The organism is Adlercreutzia caecimuris B7, from assembly GCF_000403355.2.
Lineage (GTDB): Bacteria > Actinomycetota > Coriobacteriia > Coriobacteriales > Eggerthellaceae > Adlercreutzia > Adlercreutzia caecimuris.
In genome coordinates this window covers 1118067-1138725 of record NZ_KE159646.1, presented here as the reverse complement: position 1 = coordinate 1138725, position 20659 = coordinate 1118067, and the positions used below count along the sequence as shown (strand labels likewise).

17 protein-coding genes are annotated in these 20659 nt (G+C 65.9%); 16 read left to right on the top strand and 1 reads right to left on the bottom strand.

Annotation, left to right across the window (positions count from 1 at the left end; all coding sequences use genetic code 11):
* Positions 1-27: 27 nt before the first annotated feature.
* From modA to moaC, 11 genes are all read left to right on the top strand, one after another.
* Complete coding sequence (modA, locus tag C811_RS08435; protein ID WP_244874317.1) at positions 28-972, top strand: molybdate ABC transporter substrate-binding protein; 945 nt, start codon at positions 28-30, stop codon at positions 970-972.
* A gap of 150 nt (positions 973-1122) precedes the next feature.
* Entirely contained in the window at positions 1123-2607 is a 1485-nt protein-coding gene (modB, locus tag C811_RS0103200; protein ID WP_016309138.1) for a molybdate ABC transporter permease subunit, read from the top strand.
* Entirely contained in the window at positions 2604-3710 is a 1107-nt protein-coding gene (locus C811_RS08430) for a sulfate/molybdate ABC transporter ATP-binding protein (protein WP_016309137.1), read from the top strand. Before modB ends, C811_RS08430 begins: the two co-directional genes overlap by 4 nt.
* A gap of 303 nt (positions 3711-4013) precedes the next feature.
* Positions 4014-4790 carry a hypothetical protein gene (locus tag C811_RS08425; protein ID WP_016309136.1) on the top strand — a complete coding sequence of 259 codons (777 nt, stop codon included), beginning with the start codon at positions 4014-4016 and terminating at the stop codon, positions 4788-4790.
* Positions 4791-4818: 28 nt separating this feature from the next.
* Complete coding sequence (locus tag C811_RS08420) at positions 4819-7698, top strand: molybdopterin-containing oxidoreductase family protein (protein WP_016309135.1); 2880 nt, start codon at positions 4819-4821, stop codon at positions 7696-7698.
* Entirely contained in the window at positions 7698-8309 is a 612-nt protein-coding gene (locus C811_RS08415) for a 4Fe-4S dicluster domain-containing protein (protein ID WP_016309134.1), read from the top strand. Before C811_RS08420 ends, C811_RS08415 begins: the two co-directional genes overlap by 1 nt.
* Positions 8310-8581: 272 nt before the next feature.
* Complete coding sequence (locus tag C811_RS08410) at positions 8582-9310, top strand: TorD/DmsD family molecular chaperone (RefSeq protein WP_016309133.1); 729 nt, start codon at positions 8582-8584, stop codon at positions 9308-9310.
* Between the two features lie 4 nt (positions 9311-9314).
* Positions 9315-10043, top strand: coding sequence for a ferric reductase-like transmembrane domain-containing protein (locus C811_RS08405; protein WP_016309132.1), 729 nt, complete (start codon positions 9315-9317; stop codon positions 10041-10043).
* Positions 10044-10109: 66 nt separating this feature from the next.
* Positions 10110-11675, top strand: coding sequence for a helix-turn-helix transcriptional regulator (locus C811_RS08400; protein WP_016309131.1), 1566 nt, complete (start codon positions 10110-10112; stop codon positions 11673-11675).
* A 131-nt stretch (positions 11676-11806) separates the two neighbouring features.
* Positions 11807-12811, top strand: a complete 1005-nt coding sequence (gene moaA / locus C811_RS08395; RefSeq protein WP_016309130.1) for a GTP 3',8-cyclase MoaA — start codon at positions 11807-11809, stop codon at positions 12809-12811.
* 2 nt (positions 12812-12813) lie between these two features.
* Positions 12814-13314 carry a cyclic pyranopterin monophosphate synthase MoaC gene (gene moaC, locus C811_RS08390; protein ID WP_016309129.1) on the top strand — a complete coding sequence of 167 codons (501 nt, stop codon included), beginning with the start codon at positions 12814-12816 and terminating at the stop codon, positions 13312-13314.
* A gap of 217 nt (positions 13315-13531) precedes the next feature.
* On the opposite strand, the gene C811_RS08385 is transcribed toward moaC, so the two are convergent.
* Complete coding sequence (locus C811_RS08385) at positions 13532-15328, bottom strand: FAD-dependent oxidoreductase (protein ID WP_016309128.1); 1797 nt, start codon at positions 15326-15328, stop codon at positions 13532-13534.
* 272 nt (positions 15329-15600) lie between these two features.
* Here C811_RS08385 and C811_RS08380 point away from each other — a divergent pair, with 272 nt between their 5' ends.
* The 5 genes from C811_RS08380 (at position 15601) to ruvA (ending at position 20653) form a co-directional block, all read left to right on the top strand.
* Entirely contained in the window at positions 15601-17094 is a 1494-nt protein-coding gene (locus tag C811_RS08380; RefSeq protein WP_016309127.1) for a helix-turn-helix transcriptional regulator, read from the top strand.
* A gap of 441 nt (positions 17095-17535) precedes the next feature.
* Entirely contained in the window at positions 17536-18336 is an 801-nt protein-coding gene (locus C811_RS08375) for a YebC/PmpR family DNA-binding transcriptional regulator (protein ID WP_016309126.1), read from the top strand.
* A 349-nt stretch (positions 18337-18685) separates the two neighbouring features.
* Positions 18686-19486: an SDR family NAD(P)-dependent oxidoreductase gene (locus tag C811_RS08370; RefSeq protein WP_016309125.1), complete on the top strand. Its 801-nt coding sequence runs from the start codon at positions 18686-18688 to the stop codon at positions 19484-19486.
* Positions 19487-19556: 70 nt separating this feature from the next.
* On the top strand, positions 19557-20054 hold the full coding sequence (gene ruvC / locus C811_RS08365; RefSeq protein ID WP_016309124.1) for a crossover junction endodeoxyribonuclease RuvC: 498 nt from the start codon (positions 19557-19559) through the stop codon (positions 20052-20054).
* Positions 20051-20653, top strand: a complete 603-nt coding sequence (gene ruvA / locus C811_RS08360) for a Holliday junction branch migration protein RuvA (RefSeq protein WP_016309123.1) — start codon at positions 20051-20053, stop codon at positions 20651-20653. Before ruvC ends, ruvA begins: the two co-directional genes overlap by 4 nt.
* Positions 20654-20659 lie beyond the last annotated feature (6 nt).

The following is a 20659-nucleotide window of genomic DNA, read 5'->3' as shown; positions in this document are numbered from 1 at the left end:
AAATGTATCGGAGGAGCCATGAGGAAAATGACCCGGAGGATGTTTGCCGCCCTGTCGGCGACGATGATGGTGGCTGCCCTTGGCCTCGGCGGCTGTGCCGGCGGCGACGGCGCGCAGGAGAACGGCAGCGCGTCTGATGCCGGAGCGGGCGGGGGGTCGTCGGCCGCGAAGACGCAGGGGGCCGGGCCTGCGGGCGAGCCGGCCGGCGAGGCGGTGACCCTGCAGATCTTCGCTGCCAATTCGCTGACGAAGGCCATGGTCGAGGCCCAGGAGCTCTATACCCAGCAGAACCCCAACGTCACCTTCGGCGACACCCAGTACGAGGCTTCAGGCACGCTGAACGAGATGCTCGGCGCCGGTCAGTACGCTGACATCCTCATCACGGCCTCCAAGGGCACCATGGACGATGCCGTTGAGGCCGGCTATGTGGACGAGGCCACGCGCAACACCATGTTCACCAACCAGCTCGTGTTCGTGACCAAGGAGGGCGGCGAGTTGGCCGACACCGACGTGACGCTGGAGGACGTGGCCGCCGGCACCTACACGCTTTCCGTGGGCGATGAGAACGTGCCGGCCGGCAACTACGCCTGCCAGGCCCTCAGCACCGTGGGCGCCTACATTGAGCCCGACGGCGCGACCGGGGCCGATGCGACCGGCAAGGGCGGCGAGTTCTCCGATGCGCTGAAGGACAAGGTGACCCTCGGCGGCAAGGTGGGCGACGTGTGCAAGTACGCCGAGACGGGCGATGTGGATTTGGCCATGGTGTACACCTCGGACGTGTACCGCATGGGCGGCGTGACCATCTGCTCGGTGGTGCCGGACGACACCCATAAGGCCATCACCTATCCGGGCGCTGTCACGGCCCAGAGCGAGCACGCCGAGGCAGCCCGGGCTTTCCTGGAGTGGTGCATGACCGATGAGGACTGCGCCAAGATCTGGCAGGAGTGGGGCTTCGACATGGCGACGGAGTAGCCTCTTTTGTGAGACAATAGCATTGCGAGTGCGAACGGGGCCGAAGCGCCCCGTTCGCCATGTGAGGAGGGCGTGCGGCGGAACCGCGCTGCCCGAGGAGACGTTTCAGGGCGCCCGGGCCGAACCCGGCGCCGGTGGAGGAGGAGCGATATGCTGCGACGCTGCTTGCTCGCCGTGGCCGTGGCGTGCACGTGCGTGTTCGGCGCGACGACGGCATGGGCCGACGAGACATCGGAGGTGGACGTCTCGGCCGATGGCGACGCGGCCCGCATTGAGGGCGCGGCCTATGCTGTGGAGGGCTTCCAGCGTTCCCAAGTGGGCTCGAATCGCGCCATCGATGAGGTGTACTACGGCTACACCTATCGGCTCGACGGGCCCGATATGCTGGTCGCGGTGAATACGGCGGACTACGCGGTGGTCTACGTGCCGCAGCCGTGGTGCGAGCGGTTCGACATCGATCTTGCGGATGCCGAGGCCCAGCAGCTGCTGAAGGACTATCTGGAGCCTTTGGACGAGGGCCTTTCCAAGGGCAACGTGGCTCTGGCTCGTCAGGAGACGTGGCACTTCACGAGCGAGACGACCTATGAGGTGGGAGAGGCAACCTTCGGGTTCGGGCGCGAGCTGAAGGAGGGCTACTACTATGTGGTGATCGCCGGGCCCGACGATGCCTTCGACGTGAAGGCGGAGGTGCGACCGGCCCAGATGGACTCGTGCATGCTCGTGGCCGCCGATGATGCCGTCATCGCGAGCGCGGGCGGCCCCTTGGAGCAGTTAGCGGACTTCCTGGCTAACATGGATTACTCGCCTTTGTGGGTGACGCTCAAGACCTGCGGCGTGGCCATCGTGTTCGTGTTCTTCCTGGGGCTTGCGGCGGCGTACTTCACCCTGCGCCTCTCCAAGCGCGCCCAGGACATCTTCGACACCATCTTCACCATTCCCATGGTGCTGCCGCCCACGGTATGCGGCTTTCTGCTGCTCATGCTCTTGGGCCGTAACACCGCCTTCGGCCGCTTCTTCCAGGATGTGGGGTTCCCTTTGGCCTTCAGCTGGCAGGCTACGGTGATCGCCGCCGTGGTGGTGGCCTTTCCGCTCATGTACCGCAGCGCGCGCGGCGCCTTCGAGAGCCTGGACCCGAACATGTTGGATGCCGCTCGCACACTCGGGTGGTCCGACGGGCGCATCTTCGTGCGGCTTATGCTGCCCCTGGCGTGGTCGTCCATTGCCTCGGGCACGGTACTCGCCTTCGCCCGTGCTCTGGGCGAGTTCGGCTGCACGCTGTTTCTGGCGGGCAACCAGCTGGGCAGCACGCGCACCATCCCCATCGCCATCTACTTCGAGTGGATGAACGGCAACCAGGCGGCCACGTGGTTCTGGACTATCGTGCTCATGGTGTTCAGCTTCATGGTCATCCTGTTCATCAACTTGTGGAGCCGCCACACGACGCGCTACCGCGAAAAGGCGCCGTCCGACGGACGCTCGCCGAAGCCCCCGCGCGAGGGGCGCCGCGGCGGTCGGGGGCGGAGGCGCGGCGTGGCTCGCGTGACGGAAGTGACGGCAGCCGGTCCGGCCTGCGGCGGGGGAGCCGTCGAGCGCTTGGAAGATACGGCGCGGGGCGTGGAAGGGGGCGCGCGATGAGCCTTACGGTGAACATTCGCAAGAGCTACGGCTCGTTCACGCTGGATGTGGCCTTCGAGGCCGGAGACGAGACCTTGGGCTTTCTCGGAGCTTCGGGGTGCGGCAAGAGCCTCACCCTGCGCTGCATCGCCGGCATCGAGACCCCCGATGAGGGGCGCATCGTCGTGAACGACCGGGTGTTCTTCGACTCGGCAGCAGGGGTGAACCTCACGCCACAGCAGCGCAAGACGGCGCTGCTGTTCCAGAACTACATGCTCTTCCCGAACCTCACCGTGGCCGACAATATCGGCGCCGGCATCGGGCGCGAGGTGGGAAAAGAAGAGCGGGCGCGGGTCATCTCCGAGGAACTGGAACGCTTCGGCCTGCGCGGCTTCGGCCAACGCTATCCGGCGCAGCTCTCGGGCGGACAGCAGCAGCGCGTGGCGCTGGCGCGCATGCTGGCGGCCCGGCCCGGCATCCTCATGCTGGACGAGCCCTTCAGCGCCCTGGACGCCCATCTGAAAGGCGTGCTCGAGCAGAATCTCGTGAGCCTGTTCGATGCCTACGAGGGGACGATCCTCTATGTGAGCCACGATATCGACGAGTCGCTGCGCTTTTGCGACCGCATCGCGGTGGTGGAGGCGGGGCATATCGTGGAGATGGGCTCAGGGGACGATCTGGTGAACCGCCCCCAGTCGGTGGCGGGCCTGAAGCTGTCGGGCTGCAAGAACGCCGTGCCGGTTGTGCGCACGGGCTCCCATTGCGTGCACGCGCCCCGCTGGGGGGTGGACGTGCGCTGCGCGCAGGAGGTGGCGGCCGACGTGGCGTGCCTCGGCGTGCGCGCCTTCTATCTAGAACGCGTGGAGGGGCCGGGGGAGAACTGCTACCGCATGCGGGTGGACCGCACGAGCGACTCGCGCTTCGAGCGCACGGTGCTTTTGGCCTTCCTCGACCGCGATCCGAAAGACGCGGCCGTGAGCTTCGACGACAACGAGATGAGCTATCTGCACCAGCACCTGTTCTGGCGCGTGAGCAAGCGCGAGCCGGAGCAGGCGCTGCCCGAGGTGGGCGACGAGCTGTGGGTTCGCATCCCGCCGGATAAAGTGTATCTGGTGGGGCGTTAGGCGGTAACGAGGGAGGGCGGCGCGCGTACAGCTGCCCTCCTCTTATCTGCACTTTAAAATGTGCGGTGAGTTTTCCCTGATCAACAATGTCACTCACCCATGTTGCGTGAGGAATTTCACAGCGAATTCGGCAATTTCAGACAGTCTGCGGGTGGCCTTGCCGGGACTTCTGCGCCTATAGTGGGGGCCATGATGAGGGCCGCCTCGGGGGAGCGTTCCGCGGGATTGCGGAGGCTGCGGGGCGGCGCGGTGAGGAGAATCGCATAAAGAGGGGAGGGGCGCATCATTCGATGCGCGCATGCTATGACTGATGTTCGATTTGAATCCGAGACGTTGGCAGTTTCCGGAGGCTTCGACGAGTCCTCCGATGCCGAGGAGACGCCCGTCGACGACCGCTCCATGAGCGCCGAGGATCTGCCCTGCGCCGCCGAGCTCACCTTCGAGGAGAAGCTCGCGGCGCTGAACCGCACGGTAATGCGGCATCCCCTGAACCGCGAGATCCTCTACAAGACGCTCGCCTTCTGCGAGACGGAGCGCCCGCTGCGCGAGGCCGAGGACTTCATCGCGGCCCTGCCCCAGTTCAATCTGGCCACGCAGAACCAGTACTACCTGCTCACCTCGCTCGTGAAGGCTCACGGCTTGGAGCTTGTCGAGCGCGACGAAGCCGGCGAGCCCGTGACCGCGGTGCAGAAGGAGGGCCTCACCGAAGACGAGGTGGACGACCTGGTGGCCGCCATCTCCTTCAAGACCACCGAGGCGGGCGCCTACTTCGTGGAGTACAACCGACCCCAGGCGCGCCTGGTGGATCTGCTGGGCCTGGATCCCGGCCGGGCGGACACTTACCGCGAGCTTTTGGAATACGTGGCCGGCCAGGCGCGGCCCTACCGCGACATAGAAGTATTTCTGGACGGGCGTCCCGCGCTGCAGACCGTCATCGACGGGCGCGCGGAGACGATGCAGCCCTCAGTTTTCGTGGACAAGCTCGAGCGCGCAGGCGCTCTGGTTTGGAAAGATGGTTGGACGTTGACCGAGGAGGGAAGGGAGTTTCTGGAAGAACTAAAGGTAGACGGACAAGCATAGCAAGCAACGTAAGAGGAGAGGAAATTCTATGTCAAAGACCAGTTTGACACGGCGCAGCTTCGTCAAGGTGTCCGCGCTGGCGGGCGCGGCGGCGGCTGTGGGCGCCTCCATGGCCGGCTGCATGCAGGACGCGGCCCCCGAGGAGGGGCTCGCCGGCACCGGCGATGCGGTATCGAGCACCGAGGGGCTCACGCGCGTTCGCACGAGCTGCCACGGCTGCATTCAGATGTGCCCGGCTATCGCCTACATGAAAGACGGCGTGGTGGTGAAGCTCGAGGGCGATCCCGAGGCTCCGGTCTCGCGCGGCTCGCTCTGCATCAAGGGCCTGAACCAGCTGCACACCATGTACAGCCCCCGCCGCATCCTGCACCCGCTGCGCCGAGCCGGCGAGCGCGGCGAGAACAAATGGGAGGTCATCTCCTGGGATGAGGCCATCACCGAGGCGGCCACCCACATCAAGGAGGCCATCGACCAGTACGGCAACTACGCTTTCTTCGCCAGCGTGGGCGGCGGCGGGTCCTACTCGTTTATGGAGGCCATGACACTGCCCATGGCCTTCGGCAGCCCCACGGTGTTCGAGCCGGGCTGCGCCCAGTGCTACCTGCCCCGCTGGTCCATGTCGAAGCTCTTCTACGGCGGCGACGACCAGTCCATTGCCGACAACGCCGTGCAGGAGATCTTCAAGGTAACTGACAACAAGACCGAGGTCGTTGTCATCTGGGGCGCCCAGCCCTCGGTGTCCGAGACGGCCGAGTCGGGCCGCGGCATGGCGGAGCTTCGCGCCGCCGGCGTGAAGACCGTAGTCGTGGACCCGAACTTCTCGCCCGACGCCGTGAAGGCCGACGTGTGGCTGCCCGTGCGTCCCGGCACCGATACGAAGCTGCTGCTCTCGTGGTTCCGCTACATCTTCGAGAACAAGCTCTACGACGAGGAGTTCACGAAGTACTGGACCAACCTACCCTTCCTCATCGACCCGGATACCAAGCTGCCGGTGAAGGCCCAGGAGCTGTTCCCCGACTTCCAGCAGACCACGCCCGAGAACACCCCGGCCTATGTGTGCTTCGATCTGAAGACGAACGCCGTGGCTCCCTTCGAGTACTCCGCTCCGGCCGACGCGACGGTGGATCCGGAGGTCTTCTGGGCCGGCGAGTTCAACGGTAAGCAGTACAAGACGGCCGGCCAGATCTACAAGGAGGAGGCCGAGCCCTGGACGCTCGAGAAGACCGCCGAGGAGTGCTGGCTCCAGGCCGACAAGATCGAGGCGGCCATCAAGCTGTACGTGGAGAACAACGGCGGCATCGCCAACGGCGTGGCCTCCGACATGACCGAGTCGGCCTCCCAGGTGCCGCTGGGCTGCATGGGCCTGGACTCCATCATGGGCCGCATCAACAAGCCCGGCGTTACCATGACCAAGAAGGCCTCCGGTGTGTTCGGCCCCACCGGCGAGGTTGCCGCGCCGACGCGCCCGCTCACCTACAACAACGGCTTCGACGGCATGTTCTCCGATATGTACGGCGTGGGCGCGGTCATCGGCATGTCCGACGCCGAGAACGAGGCGCGCATCAAGGAGCTGGGCAAGGTCATGCCCGATTCCCAGAAGACCCTGAACAAGCTGCTGCAGGACCGCCTGGGCATGAAGGACCACAAGGGCCTCTACGCCTGGTGCCACTCCCACATTCCCACGGTGCGCAACGCCATCGCCACCGGCGAGCCCTACAAGCCCCGCGTGTGGTTCGACATGTCCGGCAACAAGCTGGCCATGCTCGGCAACGCGAAGTCCTGGTATGACGTGTTCCCCGAGGTGGACTACATCATCGGCCAGTACCCGCACCTCACCTCCTTCCACATCGAGGCGTGCGACTTGGTCTTCCCGCTGCGCGAGTGGCTGGAGGAGCCCATGGTGAACATGAGCCAGCTGGATACCCAGTGGCTGCAGAACGAGTGCGTGCACATCGGCGAGACCGTGTCCCACTCCATCCCGGCCGCCCAGGTGGTGGAGAAGTGCCGCGAGCTGTGGGGCGGCCACATTCCCGGCGGCCTGGAGCTCGGCGAGGGCACGGCCTACCTGGGCAGCCCCACCGAGGCCGCCGTCAAGCAGGGCGTGGCCGACACGCTCGGCGCCCCCGACTGGGAGACGCTGCAGGCCAATGTGGACGAGTACGTGCCGCACGTCACCCCCGACTACTGGAAGTACAACCAGCATGAGGAGATCGCCGACGACGGGCTGCCCGCGGGCTTCGGCACCGAGTCGCGCAAGGTGGAGACCTACTGCCAGATCCTGCTGAAGCTGGCGCGCAACGGGTATCCGTTCTGCTATCCCGAGCCCCAGGAGGCCTGCGAGGACTACAGCCCCATCTGCGTGCCCATCGAACCGGTGGAGAGCCCGTACGAGGGCATGCCGGGCTACGACGCCGAGTACCCCTTCGTGCTGACGAGCGGACGCGTGCCCTACTTCCACCACGGCACCATGCGCCATGCGCCGTTCAGTCGCGAGCTGTTCCCCTGCGCCGAGATCCGCATCAACCCGGCCAGCGCCAAGGAGCTGGGCATCGAGCACATGGACTGGGTGAAGGTGACGAGCCGCCGCGGCGAGGTGCACGCCCGTGCCTACCTGACCGAGGGCGTCCACCCCAAGACCGTGTGGATGGAGCGCTTCTGGAACCCCGAGTGCTACGACGCCTCCCAGGCCAACCCCACCGGCGGTTGGCGCGAGTGCAACGTGAACGTGCTCACCAAGAACGACGCCCCCTTCAACGAGGTCTACGGCTCCTACACCAACCGCGGCTTCACGGTGAAGATCGAGAAGTCCACCCGCCCGGAGAACATCTGGGTGGAGGCCGAGGAGTTCGAGCCCTTCATGCCGACTGCCGAAATGCTCGCTGAAGCCCAGACGAAGGATGTGTTCTAATGAAAAATACGCTTGTCATCGATTTGGACCGCTGCTCGGGCTGCGACTCCTGCGTGGCCGCCTGCAAGCACGAGAACCAGATGGGCCTGGGCGTGGTGCGCAACCACGTGTCCGCCGTGGGGCCTGTGGGCACCTTCCCGGACATCGAGATGTACTGGCTGCCCATGCAGTGCCAGCAGTGCGAGAACCCCGGCTGCATCGAGGTGTGCCCCACCGGCGCCTCCTACCGCGACGAGGAGACCGGCGTGGTGCTCGTGAACACCGAGGACTGCATCGGCTGCGAGAGCTGCCTTAAGGGCTGCCCCTACGGTGTGCGCCACATGGACCCGAAGACCAATACCATCGAGAAGTGCACGCTGTGCTATCAGCGTCGCAACGACGAGAACTGGGAGCCGGCCTGCGTCCACAACTGCTGCTGCGGCGCCCGCGTCTTCGGCGATCTGGACGACCCGGAGAGCGCGGCCTCCAAGGCCGTTGCCGCCGCCGGCGAGAACGCGCACTATCTGTGGGATCCCGCGAGCCTTTCCCCCACGACGGTCTACATCCTCTCTGAGAAGACCGCCAAGTGGCAGGATGAGCCCGTGGAGGTCACCCGCTACGAGAAGCAGTAGCCCGCCTACCGCGCGAGGGGCGCGCCGCGCCCAGCCTGCGGGCGCCCCTCACTTTCCCGGGCTTCCCGGCCGCCGCTCCCTCCCGACCCGGCGGCCGGGGCCCCTCGGGACGCGGACAGGTGCCGCAGCCGCGATCTGCAGCCCTCCGTGCAGGGCAAAGACGCCGCCCTTGATCGCCCTTGCGCGTCTCGGGCGCAGCCGGGCCGGGCGAGGACGGCGTCTTTGCGCTGCAGCTATAATGGGAGCAACCGACGACGTGAGGAGAGGGATCGATGGAGGAGCAGTTGAGGGACGGGCAGGCGCCCGATGCCGATATCACCGAGGAGATGATCGCGGCCTGCCGGGGGCGGGCTGCCTTCTACGATATGCTGGCGGCCATCTACTTCCGCCCGCTTTCCGCCGAGCAGATCGAGAACATCGCCGAGACCGACTGGTCGGAGTACGCCGATGTGAACGAGCTGTTCGCCGATGGGCTGAACGACATGAGCCGTTACCTGCGCAAGCGCAATTCCGGCACCCGCCAGGAGCTGGCCGTGGACTTCACGAGCGCGTTCGCCGGCACCTCGTCGTGGAAGGGCCGCTACGCGGTGCCCTACGAGAGCGTGCACACGAGCGACGAGGGGCTCATGTTCCAGGACGCCTACCACGAGGTGTTCCAGCTGTACAAGGCCAACCACGTGGCCAAGGCCGAGGGCTACGACTTCCCCCACGACCATCTGTCGTTCATGTGCGAGTTCCTCGTGGTCGTCTCCGACCGCATCGCGGCGGCGCTTAAGGCCGGCGACGATGCCGAGGCCCTGCGCCAGGTGCGCCTCTCCCGGGCGTTTCTGGCCGACCACATCCTGTCGTGGTTCGACAGGTTCCAGGAGCTGGCCCTGCTGCTTCTGGAGACGCGCTTCTACCGCGGGGTGCTGAAGGTGTCCAAGGGCTTCTTCCAGGAGGACGCCGCCCTTCTGGACTCCATGGCCGTGGAGCTCGAGCAGCGTCTGGGAGAAAGGTAGTACCATGGATTTCGCCCTCATTCTTGCCGCGTCGGTGGCAGCGTGCTTCGCGCTGCGCAATCCCCTGAAGGCCTGCCCGCTGGCCTTCTATCTGGCGGCCATCGCTGTGGACGTGCTGTACGTGTACGGCGTGTTCTTCGGGCTGCCACGTGCGGTATGGAGCCCGCTGTTCGTGCTCGTGCAGAAGTGCGAGCTGGCACTCGCGCTGTTCACCGTGGTCATGTTCATCGGCTGCCTGTCCCGGGAGGGGCGCGCCTACAGGTGGCTCAAGCCGGTGCGCAGCGAGCTGTCCATCGTGGCGTGGTTCCTCTCGCTCGGGCACATGGCGGTGTACCTGGAAAGCTATCTGCCGCGCCTTCTGGGCTCCGGTGCGGTGAGCGGCAACGTGGTGGCCTCCTTCGCCCTGGCTGTGGTGCTGCTCGTCTTGCTCGTGGTACTCGGCGTGACGTCGTTCGCCTTCGTGAAGAAGCGCATGCGCACTGACACGTGGAAGCGGGTGCAGAAGCTGGCCTACCCCTTCTTCGCCCTCGTGTACGTGCACCTGCTGCTGATGCTCCTGCCCTCGGCCCTGCACGGCGGCGCGGCCTCCTCGGCATCGGTGGCGGTGTACTCGGTGGTCTTCGTCGCCTACGGGCTTACCCGCGTGGGGCGGGCTCTCGTCGACCGGCGTGAGGAGGCTGCGTCCGTTCGATCTGCGGCCGCCTTCTCTGACGAGTTGGATGTGGTATCGTAGCCGGACGACAATGACGGGAAGCGCTCCGCGATGTGCGGAGCGCTTCCCCCGTTGAGGGGGAGGGACATGACCGCGACGCGGACGTTTCTGGCGAAGCTCGTGAAGGCGTGGCCGGCGCTGCCGTACCTGTCGCTGGGCGCGTGGCTCGCGTCGGTGTACATCGCGAGTTCTGGCACGGCGTGGCTATCGGATACCGAGATGAACGGCGGCAACTTGTCTACGCTGCATATTTCGACGTTGCTTGGCGCCGGGGCGGTCATGCTGGTTGCTACCTTTGCGGCACCCGTGGCAAAGCAGTGGATGGAGCGGCCTGCTGTTTCGTTGGCTGCTGGGATTGCTTCGGCTGCGGGAAGCGCCATGGTCATCTTGGTAGGGCCCTATTATCTGAACGGCCTGCTTCCCGCTGAGATTATCCTCCTGCTCTTTATTGGCGGAAGCGTGCTGTTCGGTGCTGGCTTGGGAGTCATCGCGTTGCGCTGTGCGCAGCTTTACGGTCGCCTGGCTCCTCGGCAAGTTGTTCTGTATGTGGCCTTTTCGCAGCTTATTGTAGCGGTATCGTTCTTTGTCGTGGTGGGAGCTCCTTCGTGGGCTCCCGTTGCGGGAGGGCCCTCTCTGGCCGGTATTGCCGCCTTTGTGGGGCTGCCAGTGGTGGCCGGTGTGCTTGCATCGCTCTCTCGCTATGCTGATCGGCCGCCGACGGCCGGAGGGAAGGGCGCATCGCGATCGGCCTTGCCGCGGTCGTTCTGGAAGCTTCTGGCCGTGGTGTTCGTGTTCTCGTGCATCGTGTCGTCGGTGTACGCATCGGTGGTGGCCGTGTCTCCCATCGGCACCACGCTGGACGGGTCGCGCCTCGTCATGGTGGTGCGGATGCTCTTGGCTGCGGCCCTGGCATGCGTGGCCGTCGGCACCGAAGGCGACAAGCTCAACTTCGGCAAGGCCTACTCCATCGTGATGGTGGCCTCGGTGGCGCTCGTGGCCTGTCTGCCGCTCGTGTCGGTGCTGCACACGGTGCTCGCCCAGGTGGTTTCGTTGGCGAGCGTGGTGTTCGAGCTGTTTTTGTGGTGCACGCTCGCCTTCATCGTGTACCAGCGACGCATCTCCGCGGTGATCGTGTTCGGCTACGGCTACGGCGCCTATCTGCTCGGCAGCGGTTTGGGGTGGCTCTTCGGCGTGCAGGTGCTCGGCTCTCTGTTCGGGGCCATCGGCGAGTCGTTCGCCTACATGATCATGGCGCTCGTGGTGCTCGCCTGCGCCTTCATCATCTTCTCGGAGCGCGAGTTCGATCGGCTGTTCGCTCCGGCCGAGGAGGGCGCGCCCTCGCTCGGCGACTTGTTGCGTCAGGATCTGGCCGCCGGCGACGAGGCCGACGGCTCTGCGGAAGGCGAGCCGGTGCGCAAGGGGCGTTTCGGCGTGGCCATCGACCAGCTGGCGACAGCCTACCAACTCTCGCCCCGCGAGACCGATGTGCTGCGCTGCCTGGCCATGGGCTACAACTCCTCCACCACCGCCAGCAAGCTCTCCATCTCGTGGAACACCGTGCGCACCCATACCCGCAACATCTACGGGAAGCTGGGGGTGCACTCCCATCAGGAGCTGATCGCTCTGGTAGACGAGGCCACGGCGGGGGAGTAGCGCGGGTTTTCCCAAGGATGGCGGCTGCCCCGGGCGGCGCTCGGCTGTGAGCTGGGCGCTCGGTGCTCCCGGTTGCGCTTTATTCGCGCTCGTCTATAATGGTGCGCCAAGAGAAGAGACGGGGGAGAGCCTTGAAAGATTCCCATGGGCGTGTGATCGACTACCTGCGCCTTTCGCTGACCGACCGCTGCAATTTCCGTTGCGTGTACTGCATGCCCGAAGATGGTGTGTGCCAGATGGACCACGGCGAGATCCTGCGCATCGAGGAGATCGAGCGCTTGGTGCACGTGGCCGCCAGCCTCGGCATCAGGAGCGTGCGCCTCACGGGCGGCGAGCCTTTGGTGCGCAAGGGCGTGGTCGACCTGGTGCGCGCCATCACCGACATTCCCGGCATCGAGAACGTGTCCATGACCACTAACGGCGTGCTTCTGCCGCAGATGGTGGATGACCTGAAAGCCGCGGGCCTTTCGCGGGTGAACATCTCGCTGGACACGCTGGATGCCGAGCAGTTCCGCGCCATCACGCGGGTGGGGCGGCTGGAGGATACCCTCGCGGGCATCGATGCGGCCCTGAAAGCGGGGCTTTCCCCGGTGAAGGTGAACGCCGTTACCGTGCGCAGCCTGAACCAGGACTTCCTCGCCTTCGCGAAGCTCTCGCTGGACCGTCCCCTGCACGTGCGCTTCATCGAGTACATGCCCGTCGGCAACGCCGAGGGCGAGGGCGGCACGGGCTGGGGTGTGGTCGATGTGATTCCCTCCGAGGAGCTCATCGAGCGCATCAGCGCCGAGGCCGCCGCAGCCGGACTGCCGGCGCTCGTGCCCGCATCGCGCTCGAGCAAGCCCGTGGGCTGGGGTCCGGCGCGCTACTTCGAGTTCCCGGGGGCGGCGGGCACCGTGGGCTTCATCAGCCCGCTGTCGCGCCACTTCTGCGGCGAGTGCAACCGCCTGCGCGTGACCGCCGACGGAAAGGTGCGGCCGTGCCTGTTCTCCGACGACGAGTACGACGTGCGGGCCGCCCTGCGGGCCGGCGACGACGCGGCGGCGCGGGGCGTGCTGCTGACGGCGCTCGGCGCCAAGCCCGATGAGCACCATGACAAGGTAGGCACCGAGCGGAACATGAGCCAAATAGGAGGATAGCAATGACCGATCAGCTGACCCATATCGACGAGAACGGCGACGTGCGCATGGTGGATGTGTCGCAAAAGGCCGACACCGAGCGCGTGGCCGTGGCCGAGGGCTTCATCTCCATGAAGCCGGAGACGCTCGCGCTCATCGTGGAGGGCAGGGCGGCCAAGGGCGATGTGCTCGCCTGCGCGCGCGTGGCCGGCGTCATGGCCGCGAAGAAGACGAGCGAGCTTATCCCCATGTGCCATCCGCTGAACATCACCAAGGCGAAGGTGGAGTGCGCACCGGTGACCGACGGCGAACGCGCCGACGGTCGGGTGGGCATCCATGTGACGTGCACCTGCGGCGTGACCGGCAAGACCGGCATCGAGATGGAGGCGCTCACGGCGGCGAGCGTGGCGTGCCTGACCGTGTACGACATGTGCAAGGCGGTCGATCGCGGCATGGAGATAGTCGATGTGCGCCTGCTGAAGAAGGACGGCGGCAAGACGGGCCTGTGGCTCCGGGAGGAGTAGGAGCGCCAGATTCGCCGCATGCAACGAAGGCGACGATGCCCGGCCGGGAGCCGGGCATTCTTTTCGCAGAAGCGAAAGCCCCCGGCCGGGGAGGGACGGCCGGGGGCTTTGTCGGTTATCTGCGGGTCCGGGAGGGAGAAGGCCCCGCAGCGGGAATGGCGTTTCGGATGAGTCGGAGCGCGGCCGGCATGGGCTGCGCTCCGACTCGTGGAAGCCTTTAGCCGAGGAACTTCGCCACGGACTTGCCGCACTCGCGGCCGAGCACCAGCGCGAAAGCGAGCGAGCAGCCGGGGATGGGAGTCACGTATTCGGTGCCGAAGCGGCGGCCACAGTCGTTGCCCGACACGTACAGGCCGGGGATGGGCTCGTAGTTGGCATCCAGCGCGTTCTGCTCGCCGTCGGTGATGATGCCGCCCATGGTGACCATGGTCTCGCCGAGCACCGGGTCGAAGGTGCAGGCGTAGAAGGGGCCGTCCTTCACCGGGAAGAGCACTTCCTTCGCGCGGCCGAACTCCTCGTCCACGCCAGCGTCGCAGTAGCCGTTCCAGCGCTCCATCTGAGCGACGAACTCAGTGACGGCATCGCCGGAAAGGCCCATCTGGGAGGCGAGGCCCTCGAGGGTGTCGTCGGCGATCCACTCCACCTGGGTCATGGGGCCGTGGCCGCCCGGGCCTTCTTCCTCGGTCTGCTCGGGCTCTTCGTAGGTGCCCTTGAACTTGGCGTAGGCGGTGTCCAGGGACTCGCGCAGGGAGGAGATGTTCTCCTCGTTGGCGGTAAAGCCGGCGTGCTGGGGCAGGGTGTACTGGCGATAGTCGGTGAAGTTGTTGTCCACCACGGCGTACTTGGTCTTGCGGCTCATGAACACCGTCTGATAGCCGCGCTGCTCGCTGGTAGGATAGTACTCGTTGGCGAAGCGCTTACCAGACTCATCGATCCATACGGCCTGGGGCAGGCAGTTCATCTTGCCGGGCACAGCCAGGCCCTTCATGTTCATGCCGGCCACCGGGGTCGTCTCCAGGTGCGCGCCGGCCCAGTAGGCCATCTGCACGCCGCGGCCGTCGTTGGCCGACATGGAGGTCAGCGCGTCGTTGCCGGCAAGGGCCTGGGCCATGTCGGGCATGAAGTAGGCCATCATCTCGGGATTGCCGCCCATGCCGCCGCAGGCGATGATGACGGCCTTGCTGTTCACCTTGATGTAGCCGCTGTCGTCCTTCGCCACGAGGCCCGCGACCGCGCCGTTCTCCATGATGACGTACTCGGCGGTAGTGCCGAAGTGGAACTCGGCGCCTTTGTCCTCGGCAACGGCCTTGTTGGAGAGGATGATCTTGGTCTGGTTGCACTCCTGGCCGTAGAACGAGCAGACGCTGGCCCAGAACTTGATGCCGGAAAGCTCGCTCATCTGATGCTCGGTGGGCGGGAAGAACGCCGTGGTCATGGATGCGAAGTCATCGTCGGTCAGCTGATCGAGGTACCAGTTGGAGTTGGCCTCGGAGTTCTGGGCGAACTTCATGACCAAAGACGGGTTCGGCATATTCGAGGTGATCTTCATGAAGTTCTGGTAGAACTCCACCGGATCGATGTGCGGCACGCCGCGCTCCTTCAAGATAGCTGCGTTCAGCGAAGCGAACTCGTTGCCCACGGCGGCGAAGGTGTCCTCGGGCTGCTTTTCGATCATGACGACCTTCTTGCCCTGCTCGGCCAGCTCGCGGCATGCGCACATGCCGGCGTAGCCCATGCCCGCGACGACAACGTCGCAGTCGATTTCGGTGGCGAACTCGGTCACCTCGGCCGGCGGCGTCATCCAGCTGGTGTCGGTGACGTTGTGGATGTGCACATCGCTCGCGCCGGCTCCCTGGGCTGCCGAGTCAGTGTCGGCGGTGTCGGTTGCGCTCGCGTTGCCGTTGGCGGTCGGCGCGCAGCCGGCCAGGCCCGCCACGCCGGCGGCCGCGGCGGCCACCGCGCCCATGCCGATGAACGAGCGACGGGACATGCCCTTCAGGTTCTCCTTGCTCATTTCCCTTGTCCTCCCTTGCAGATAGGGTTTTGGCTTCTCGCTCGGCGCCTATCGCGCCAGGCTGGGGCCATGGTGGCACGGAGGTGGGGCTGCGAGGAATCGTCGGAGTGGGGTATTTGTCGGAAAAAGCCCTCGCGGATTTGGGGTAGATAGGCATAAACCGCAGTTCAGAGCCGATAAAGGAAATTGGGGCGGCAGCGCTTTCGCGGGGAATCATTGGGTATACTACACAGCAATCGGTTGCAAAGCGGAAGTCGGGGAGGGCGGCGCGGATGCATCTCAGCTCATCGTTCAAATTGGAGACGCTTATGCTGGCGGCGTTTTTGGTCACGCTGCCGGTGTACGCGCCGAATCACTTGCTGTTCGAGACAGGCGTGTTCGAGACGGCGGTGTTCATGGCGCCATTTGCCAACACGCTGCTTGCCTCCTCGCTTGTTGCCGGCACGGCGGCGGCGTGCGTGTCGGCGCGTCCCGGGGCATCGGTGCGTCTGCTGGAGAAGGGCTGGGTGTTCGGCGGCGCGGCCTGCTATCTGATCGGCTACCTGCTCTTCGTGCTGGCCGCCGCGCTGCCCGGTTTCGGCACGGCGGCTGTGGGCGTGGCGGCGGGGCTGCTCCTTGCCTTGGGCACGGTGGAGCTTGCTGTGGCCTGGGGAGCCTATATGGCCCAGTACAGTTTGCGTCAAGCACTTCTGTGGGTGGCGCTCATGGTGGGGCTCTCCTCGCTTCTGGAAATGCTGCTGGCCTCGGTGGCCTTCGCCGTGGGGCTGCTCGTGTTCTGCGTGCTGCTGCCCTTGAGCTGCTTTCTTCCCTGCTGGAAGACCCATCGCGGCGAGCTGGTCTGGCGGCCGGATGCATCGGCCGCCGAGGGCCGGGGCGCGCAGGCGGCTTCCGCGGGGCTCACAATGCGCCGGGGACTTGCCACCATGGCGCAGCTTCTGGCTATGCCCTTTGCGGGGCTCATGGTGTTCGCCTTCCTCATGGGCGCGCGCAAATTCATTCTGTTCGACGTGATGCACATGGAGGTGCTCGGGTGCGTGCTGGGGGCGCTTGTGGTGGTGCCGCTGTGCTTCGTGCGCTCGTCGCGGCCGCTTCTTCCCGTTATCTACCGGCTCGTGCTGCCGGCCTTCGCGCTCGTGCTCATCTTCCTGAACAGCTTTCCCGGCGGCACCGTTCCGCTGTGGTTCGCCGCGTGGCTGACCTACGTGTTCTTCGGCATGCTCGCTATTCTGGCCCTGGCGAGCCTGGTGGCGCTCGCCCATGGCGGCGAGCTGCCCTGCGGGTTCGTCTACGGTGTGGCCGTGGCGGGTTTCGCCGCCTGCTCCATCTTGGGTGTTGCCGCGGCGACCACTCCTCCCTTCCAGGAGCAGGAGGGCGGCCCGGCACTTCTGGTGGTGAGCACGCTGTTCTTCGTGGCGCTCATCGGCGAGGCGCTGCTCTCGCTGTGGCGCGCCTCGCGGGCGGCGGCCTGCGAGGAGGGGGCCGCCGCAGGTGCGGTGGTCTGCGACGACAACGGGCTGCCGGGCCGTCTGGTGCCTCGGCGTGCGCCCGATGTGGCCGCCCGCTGCGCGATGCTTGCCGATGAGGCATCGCTCACCCCGCGCGAGCGGGAGATCCTGGGGTATCTGGGCCGCGGCCACGGCATCGCCTTCATCGCTGGCACGCTCGTCATCTCCGAGAGCACGGTGCGCACCCACGTGAAGGCCATCTACCGCAAGATCGGCGTGAGCTCCCGCGAGGAGCTGCTGGAGCGGGTGGACGAGGGGTAGGTCCCCGCGGCGGGCGGGAGCGTGAAGCGGTTGGTTCCTTGGCTGAGGGAGCGGCTGGCTCCTTGGTTGGGAGGCGGCTGTAGTGTTTGCGGTGATTTCCTGGCGCACAATTGCGGTTCTGGTGCATGAAAGCGGTCCTCGATCTTCTTTGGATGCTCTTTTGCGGCAGAATGGGCCATTATTTGCGTCTGTTGCGCGTGAAGGTGCCTTCGCATGCACCGAAAGCGCAATTATGCGCCAGTTTAAGCGGCATGCACCTACATGCGGGGGCTGGCGGGGTGCGACTCGCAGGCGGTCGGGGAATGCGGCTTACGGGGCGCACCGGGGAGGCCTTGCGGGCTTCCGTAGAAAAAACGTGCGAGGTGCTTGGCGTATTCCCCGCGCGGCCCCCTTGTGGTACCATGAGCCGCTGTTGTATTCGTGTTTTGAAGGGACGTATCCATGTCAGGGCATTCTAAGTGGGCAACCACCAAACACCGCAAGGCCGCGCAGGACGCGAAGCGCTCGGCTTTGTTCTCCAAGCTGGCTCGTAACATCACCGTGGCAGCCAAGGAGGGTGGCGACCCGAACCCCGACAACAATGCGTCGCTGGCCGCCGCCATCGAGAAGGCCAAGGGCTATTCCATGCCCAAGGACAAGATCAAGACCGCCATCGACAAGGCCTTCGGCTCCGGCAAGGACGCCGCCAGCTACGAGACCGTGGTCTACGAGGGCTACGGCCCGGCCGGCGTGGCCGTGCTCTGCGAGGCCCTGACCGACAATCGCAACCGCACCGCCGCCGACGTGCGCGCGGCGTTCTCCCATTCCGGCGGCAACCTGGGCACCTCGGGTTCGGTGGCGTTCCAGTTCGACCGCAAGGGCCAGATCATCGTGTCCAAGGAAGTGGAGACCGGTGACAAGAAGAACCCCATCGCCCCCAACGGCGCCGCGGCCGACGAGGAGGAGTTCATGCTCGCCGTGGCCGAGGCCGGCGGCGACGACTACGAGGATGCCGACGAGGAGTGGATCGTCTACACCGCGCCGAGCGATCTCATGGCCGTGGTGAAGGAGCTGGAGGCCCAGGGCGTGGCCGTGAAGGGCGCCGAGATGACCATGATCGCCAACACGCCCTCGGCGGTGTCGGTGGCCGACGCGAAGAAGGTCATGCGCCTCATCGACAAGCTGGAGGAGCTGGAGGATCTGCAGGCGGTGTACCACACCATGGACATCACCGACGAGATCGCCGAGGCGCTCGACGAGTAATCGCGCAGCCTCGCATAGCGTGCGCCTGCAAGGGGCGCCGGGCTCGGGCTCGGCGCCCCTTTTGTTATGCGAGCGGTGGCGGCGCCTCTTCTCATGCGGGGGCTGTCAGGGGTAGCTCCCTTGTCGGAGAGTGCCCAGGAACCGCCCCCGGCAGCTTGTTGGCGCTGGAGAGCTGCTAAGGGACCGCCCTTTGACAGCTCGGGTGGGCCCTCGCCTTTCGGGGGCGCAGACGCCCCGCGCAACATTCCGGAAACATCGGGGCGGGGAAATCTGGTAGGGTAAAGGCACGTAAACGCGCGGGAGACATGCTGCCGAGCGCGGCGCCCCGCCATTCGACAAGGGAGGCTCCATGGGTTTTCTCGAAGGTAAGACCGCCATCATCACCGGCGCCGGCTTCGCGGCACTGAAGGACGGCAGCGCCGGTTCCATCGGCTACGGCATCGCCACGGCGTATGCCAAGGAGGGCGCGAACCTGGTCATCACCGGCCGCAACGTGCAGAAGCTGGAGACGGCCAAGGAGAAACTGGAGGCCGAGTTCGGCATCCAGGTGCTCGTGGTGGCCGCCGACGTGAACGCGGGCGCCGACAACAAAGCCGTGGTGCAGAACGTGGTGGACCAGGCCATTGAGAAGTTCGACCGCATTGACGTGCTGGTGAACAACGCTCAGGCATCCGCTTCCGGCGTCACCCTGGCCGACCACACCACCGACCAGTTCGACCTGGCCGTATACTCGGGCCTGTACGCCACCTTCTACTATATGCAGGCGTGCTACCCCCACTTGAAGGAGACGAAGGGCTCGGTCATCAACTTCGCTTCCGGCGCGGGGCTGTTCGGCAACTACGGCCAGTGCGCCTACGCGGCGGCCAAGGAGGGCATCCGCGGCCTTACCCGCGTGGCCGCCACCGAGTGGGGCCCCGACGGCATCAACGTGAACGTGGTGTGCCCGCTGGCCTGGACCGCCGCCCTGGAGAACTTCCAGGAGGCCTACCCGGAGGCCTTCGAGGCCAACGTGCACATGCCCCCCATGGGCCACTACGGCAACGTGGAGACCGAGATCGGCCGCGTGGTGGTGCAGCTCGCGAACCCCGACTTCAAGTTCATGAGCGGCGAGACCCTCACCCTGGAAGGCGGCATGGGCCTGCGCCCGTAATTGTTCTTGCAATCAGCAAACATATGTTCTATGATAAGCCCCACTGATTTTGGAAAGTGGGGCTTATCTGTTGGCTGGCACGGCGCGCATCATACTGGGAATCGACCCGGGCCTGGCCCATACGGGCTGGGGCGTGGTGGAGCAGTGCGGCTCGCGGCTGGGATGCGTGGCCTACGGGTGCGTGGCCACGCCGGCCGATAGGCCCCTGGCCGAGCGGCTACTGAAGATACACCATCAGGTGGGGGCCGTGATCGAGCGGTTCCGGCCCAGCTGCGTGGGCATCGAGACGGTGTGGTTCGGCAACAACGTGACGGCCGCCTTCGCCACGGGCCAGGCCCGCGGTGCGGCGCTGGTGGCCTGCGCCGAGATGGGGCTTGCCGTGGGCGAGTACTCGCCGAGCCAGATAAAGCTCGCTGTGGTGGGCGAGGGCACGGCCGAGAAGGAGCAGGTGCAGTACATGGTGCGCCATCTGCTGAAACTCGAGCGCGATCCGGCGCCCGACCATGCGGCCGACGCCCTGGCCGCGGCCATTTGCTATACGACCCACGAGACGGGGAGGTTCGCATGATAGCGTTTCTGAGCGGGGAAGTGGCGGCGGTGCTGCCGCCGAATACGGCCTACATCGATGTGGCCGGGGTGGGCTATGCCGTGTCCATGCCCCAGGGAGATTTGGGCAAGCTGGAAGTGGGCAAGCCCGCGCGCGTGCTCACCTACCTGTCGGTGAGCGACAACGGCCTGGGGCTCTACGGGTTCCTCTCCGACGAGGAGAAGGCCCTATTCGAGAAGCTTATCGGCGTGTCGAAAGTGGGGCCGAAGATGGCCCTGGCGGCCCTTTCCACCTACACCCCGCGCGAGCTGGCCGACGCCATCGCCGCCCAGGACATCGCGCGGGTGTCCCACATTCCCGGTGTGGGCAAGAAGACGGCCGAGCGCATCATTTTGGAGCTGAAGGGCACGCTGGAGCGCGGCCTGGAGACGCTGTTTGACAGCGGCGCGGAGTCCGGCGGCCCGTCGGCGGCCAGCGTGGCGCTCACCGGCGCCACCGAGGCGCTGCTCTCCATGGGCTTCACCTCCGCCGAGGCCGAGGTGGCCTTGAAGGGCGCTCCCGAGGGCGCTGGTGAGGGCGCGCTGCTACAATACGGGCTGAAACGTTTGGGAAACCGATAGCGATAG

Coding starts and splice junctions, on each gene's coding strand:
- C811_RS08420 (WP_016309135.1), top strand. CDS start 4,819: ATGTCAAAGACCAGTTTGACACGGCGCAGCTTCGTCAAGGTGTCCGCG.
- C811_RS08370 (WP_016309125.1), top strand. CDS start 18,686: ATGGGTTTTCTCGAAGGTAAGACCGCCATCATCACCGGCGCCGGCTTC.
- C811_RS08375 (WP_016309126.1), top strand. CDS start 17,536: ATGTCAGGGCATTCTAAGTGGGCAACCACCAAACACCGCAAGGCCGCG.
- C811_RS08380 (WP_016309127.1), top strand. CDS start 15,601: ATGCATCTCAGCTCATCGTTCAAATTGGAGACGCTTATGCTGGCGGCG.
- modA (WP_244874317.1), top strand. CDS start 28: ATGACCCGGAGGATGTTTGCCGCCCTGTCGGCGACGATGATGGTGGCT.
- modB (WP_016309138.1), top strand. CDS start 1,123: ATGCTGCGACGCTGCTTGCTCGCCGTGGCCGTGGCGTGCACGTGCGTG.
- C811_RS08425 (WP_016309136.1), top strand. CDS start 4,014: ATGACTGATGTTCGATTTGAATCCGAGACGTTGGCAGTTTCCGGAGGC.
- C811_RS08400 (WP_016309131.1), top strand. CDS start 10,110: ATGACCGCGACGCGGACGTTTCTGGCGAAGCTCGTGAAGGCGTGGCCG.
- ruvA (WP_016309123.1), top strand. CDS start 20,051: ATGATAGCGTTTCTGAGCGGGGAAGTGGCGGCGGTGCTGCCGCCGAAT.
- C811_RS08385 (WP_016309128.1), bottom strand. CDS start 15,328: ATGAGCAAGGAGAACCTGAAGGGCATGTCCCGTCGCTCGTTCATCGGC.
- C811_RS08415 (WP_016309134.1), top strand. CDS start 7,698: ATGAAAAATACGCTTGTCATCGATTTGGACCGCTGCTCGGGCTGCGAC.
- moaC (WP_016309129.1), top strand. CDS start 12,814: ATGACCGATCAGCTGACCCATATCGACGAGAACGGCGACGTGCGCATG.
- C811_RS08410 (WP_016309133.1), top strand. CDS start 8,582: ATGGAGGAGCAGTTGAGGGACGGGCAGGCGCCCGATGCCGATATCACC.
- C811_RS08405 (WP_016309132.1), top strand. CDS start 9,315: ATGGATTTCGCCCTCATTCTTGCCGCGTCGGTGGCAGCGTGCTTCGCG.
- C811_RS08430 (WP_016309137.1), top strand. CDS start 2,604: ATGAGCCTTACGGTGAACATTCGCAAGAGCTACGGCTCGTTCACGCTG.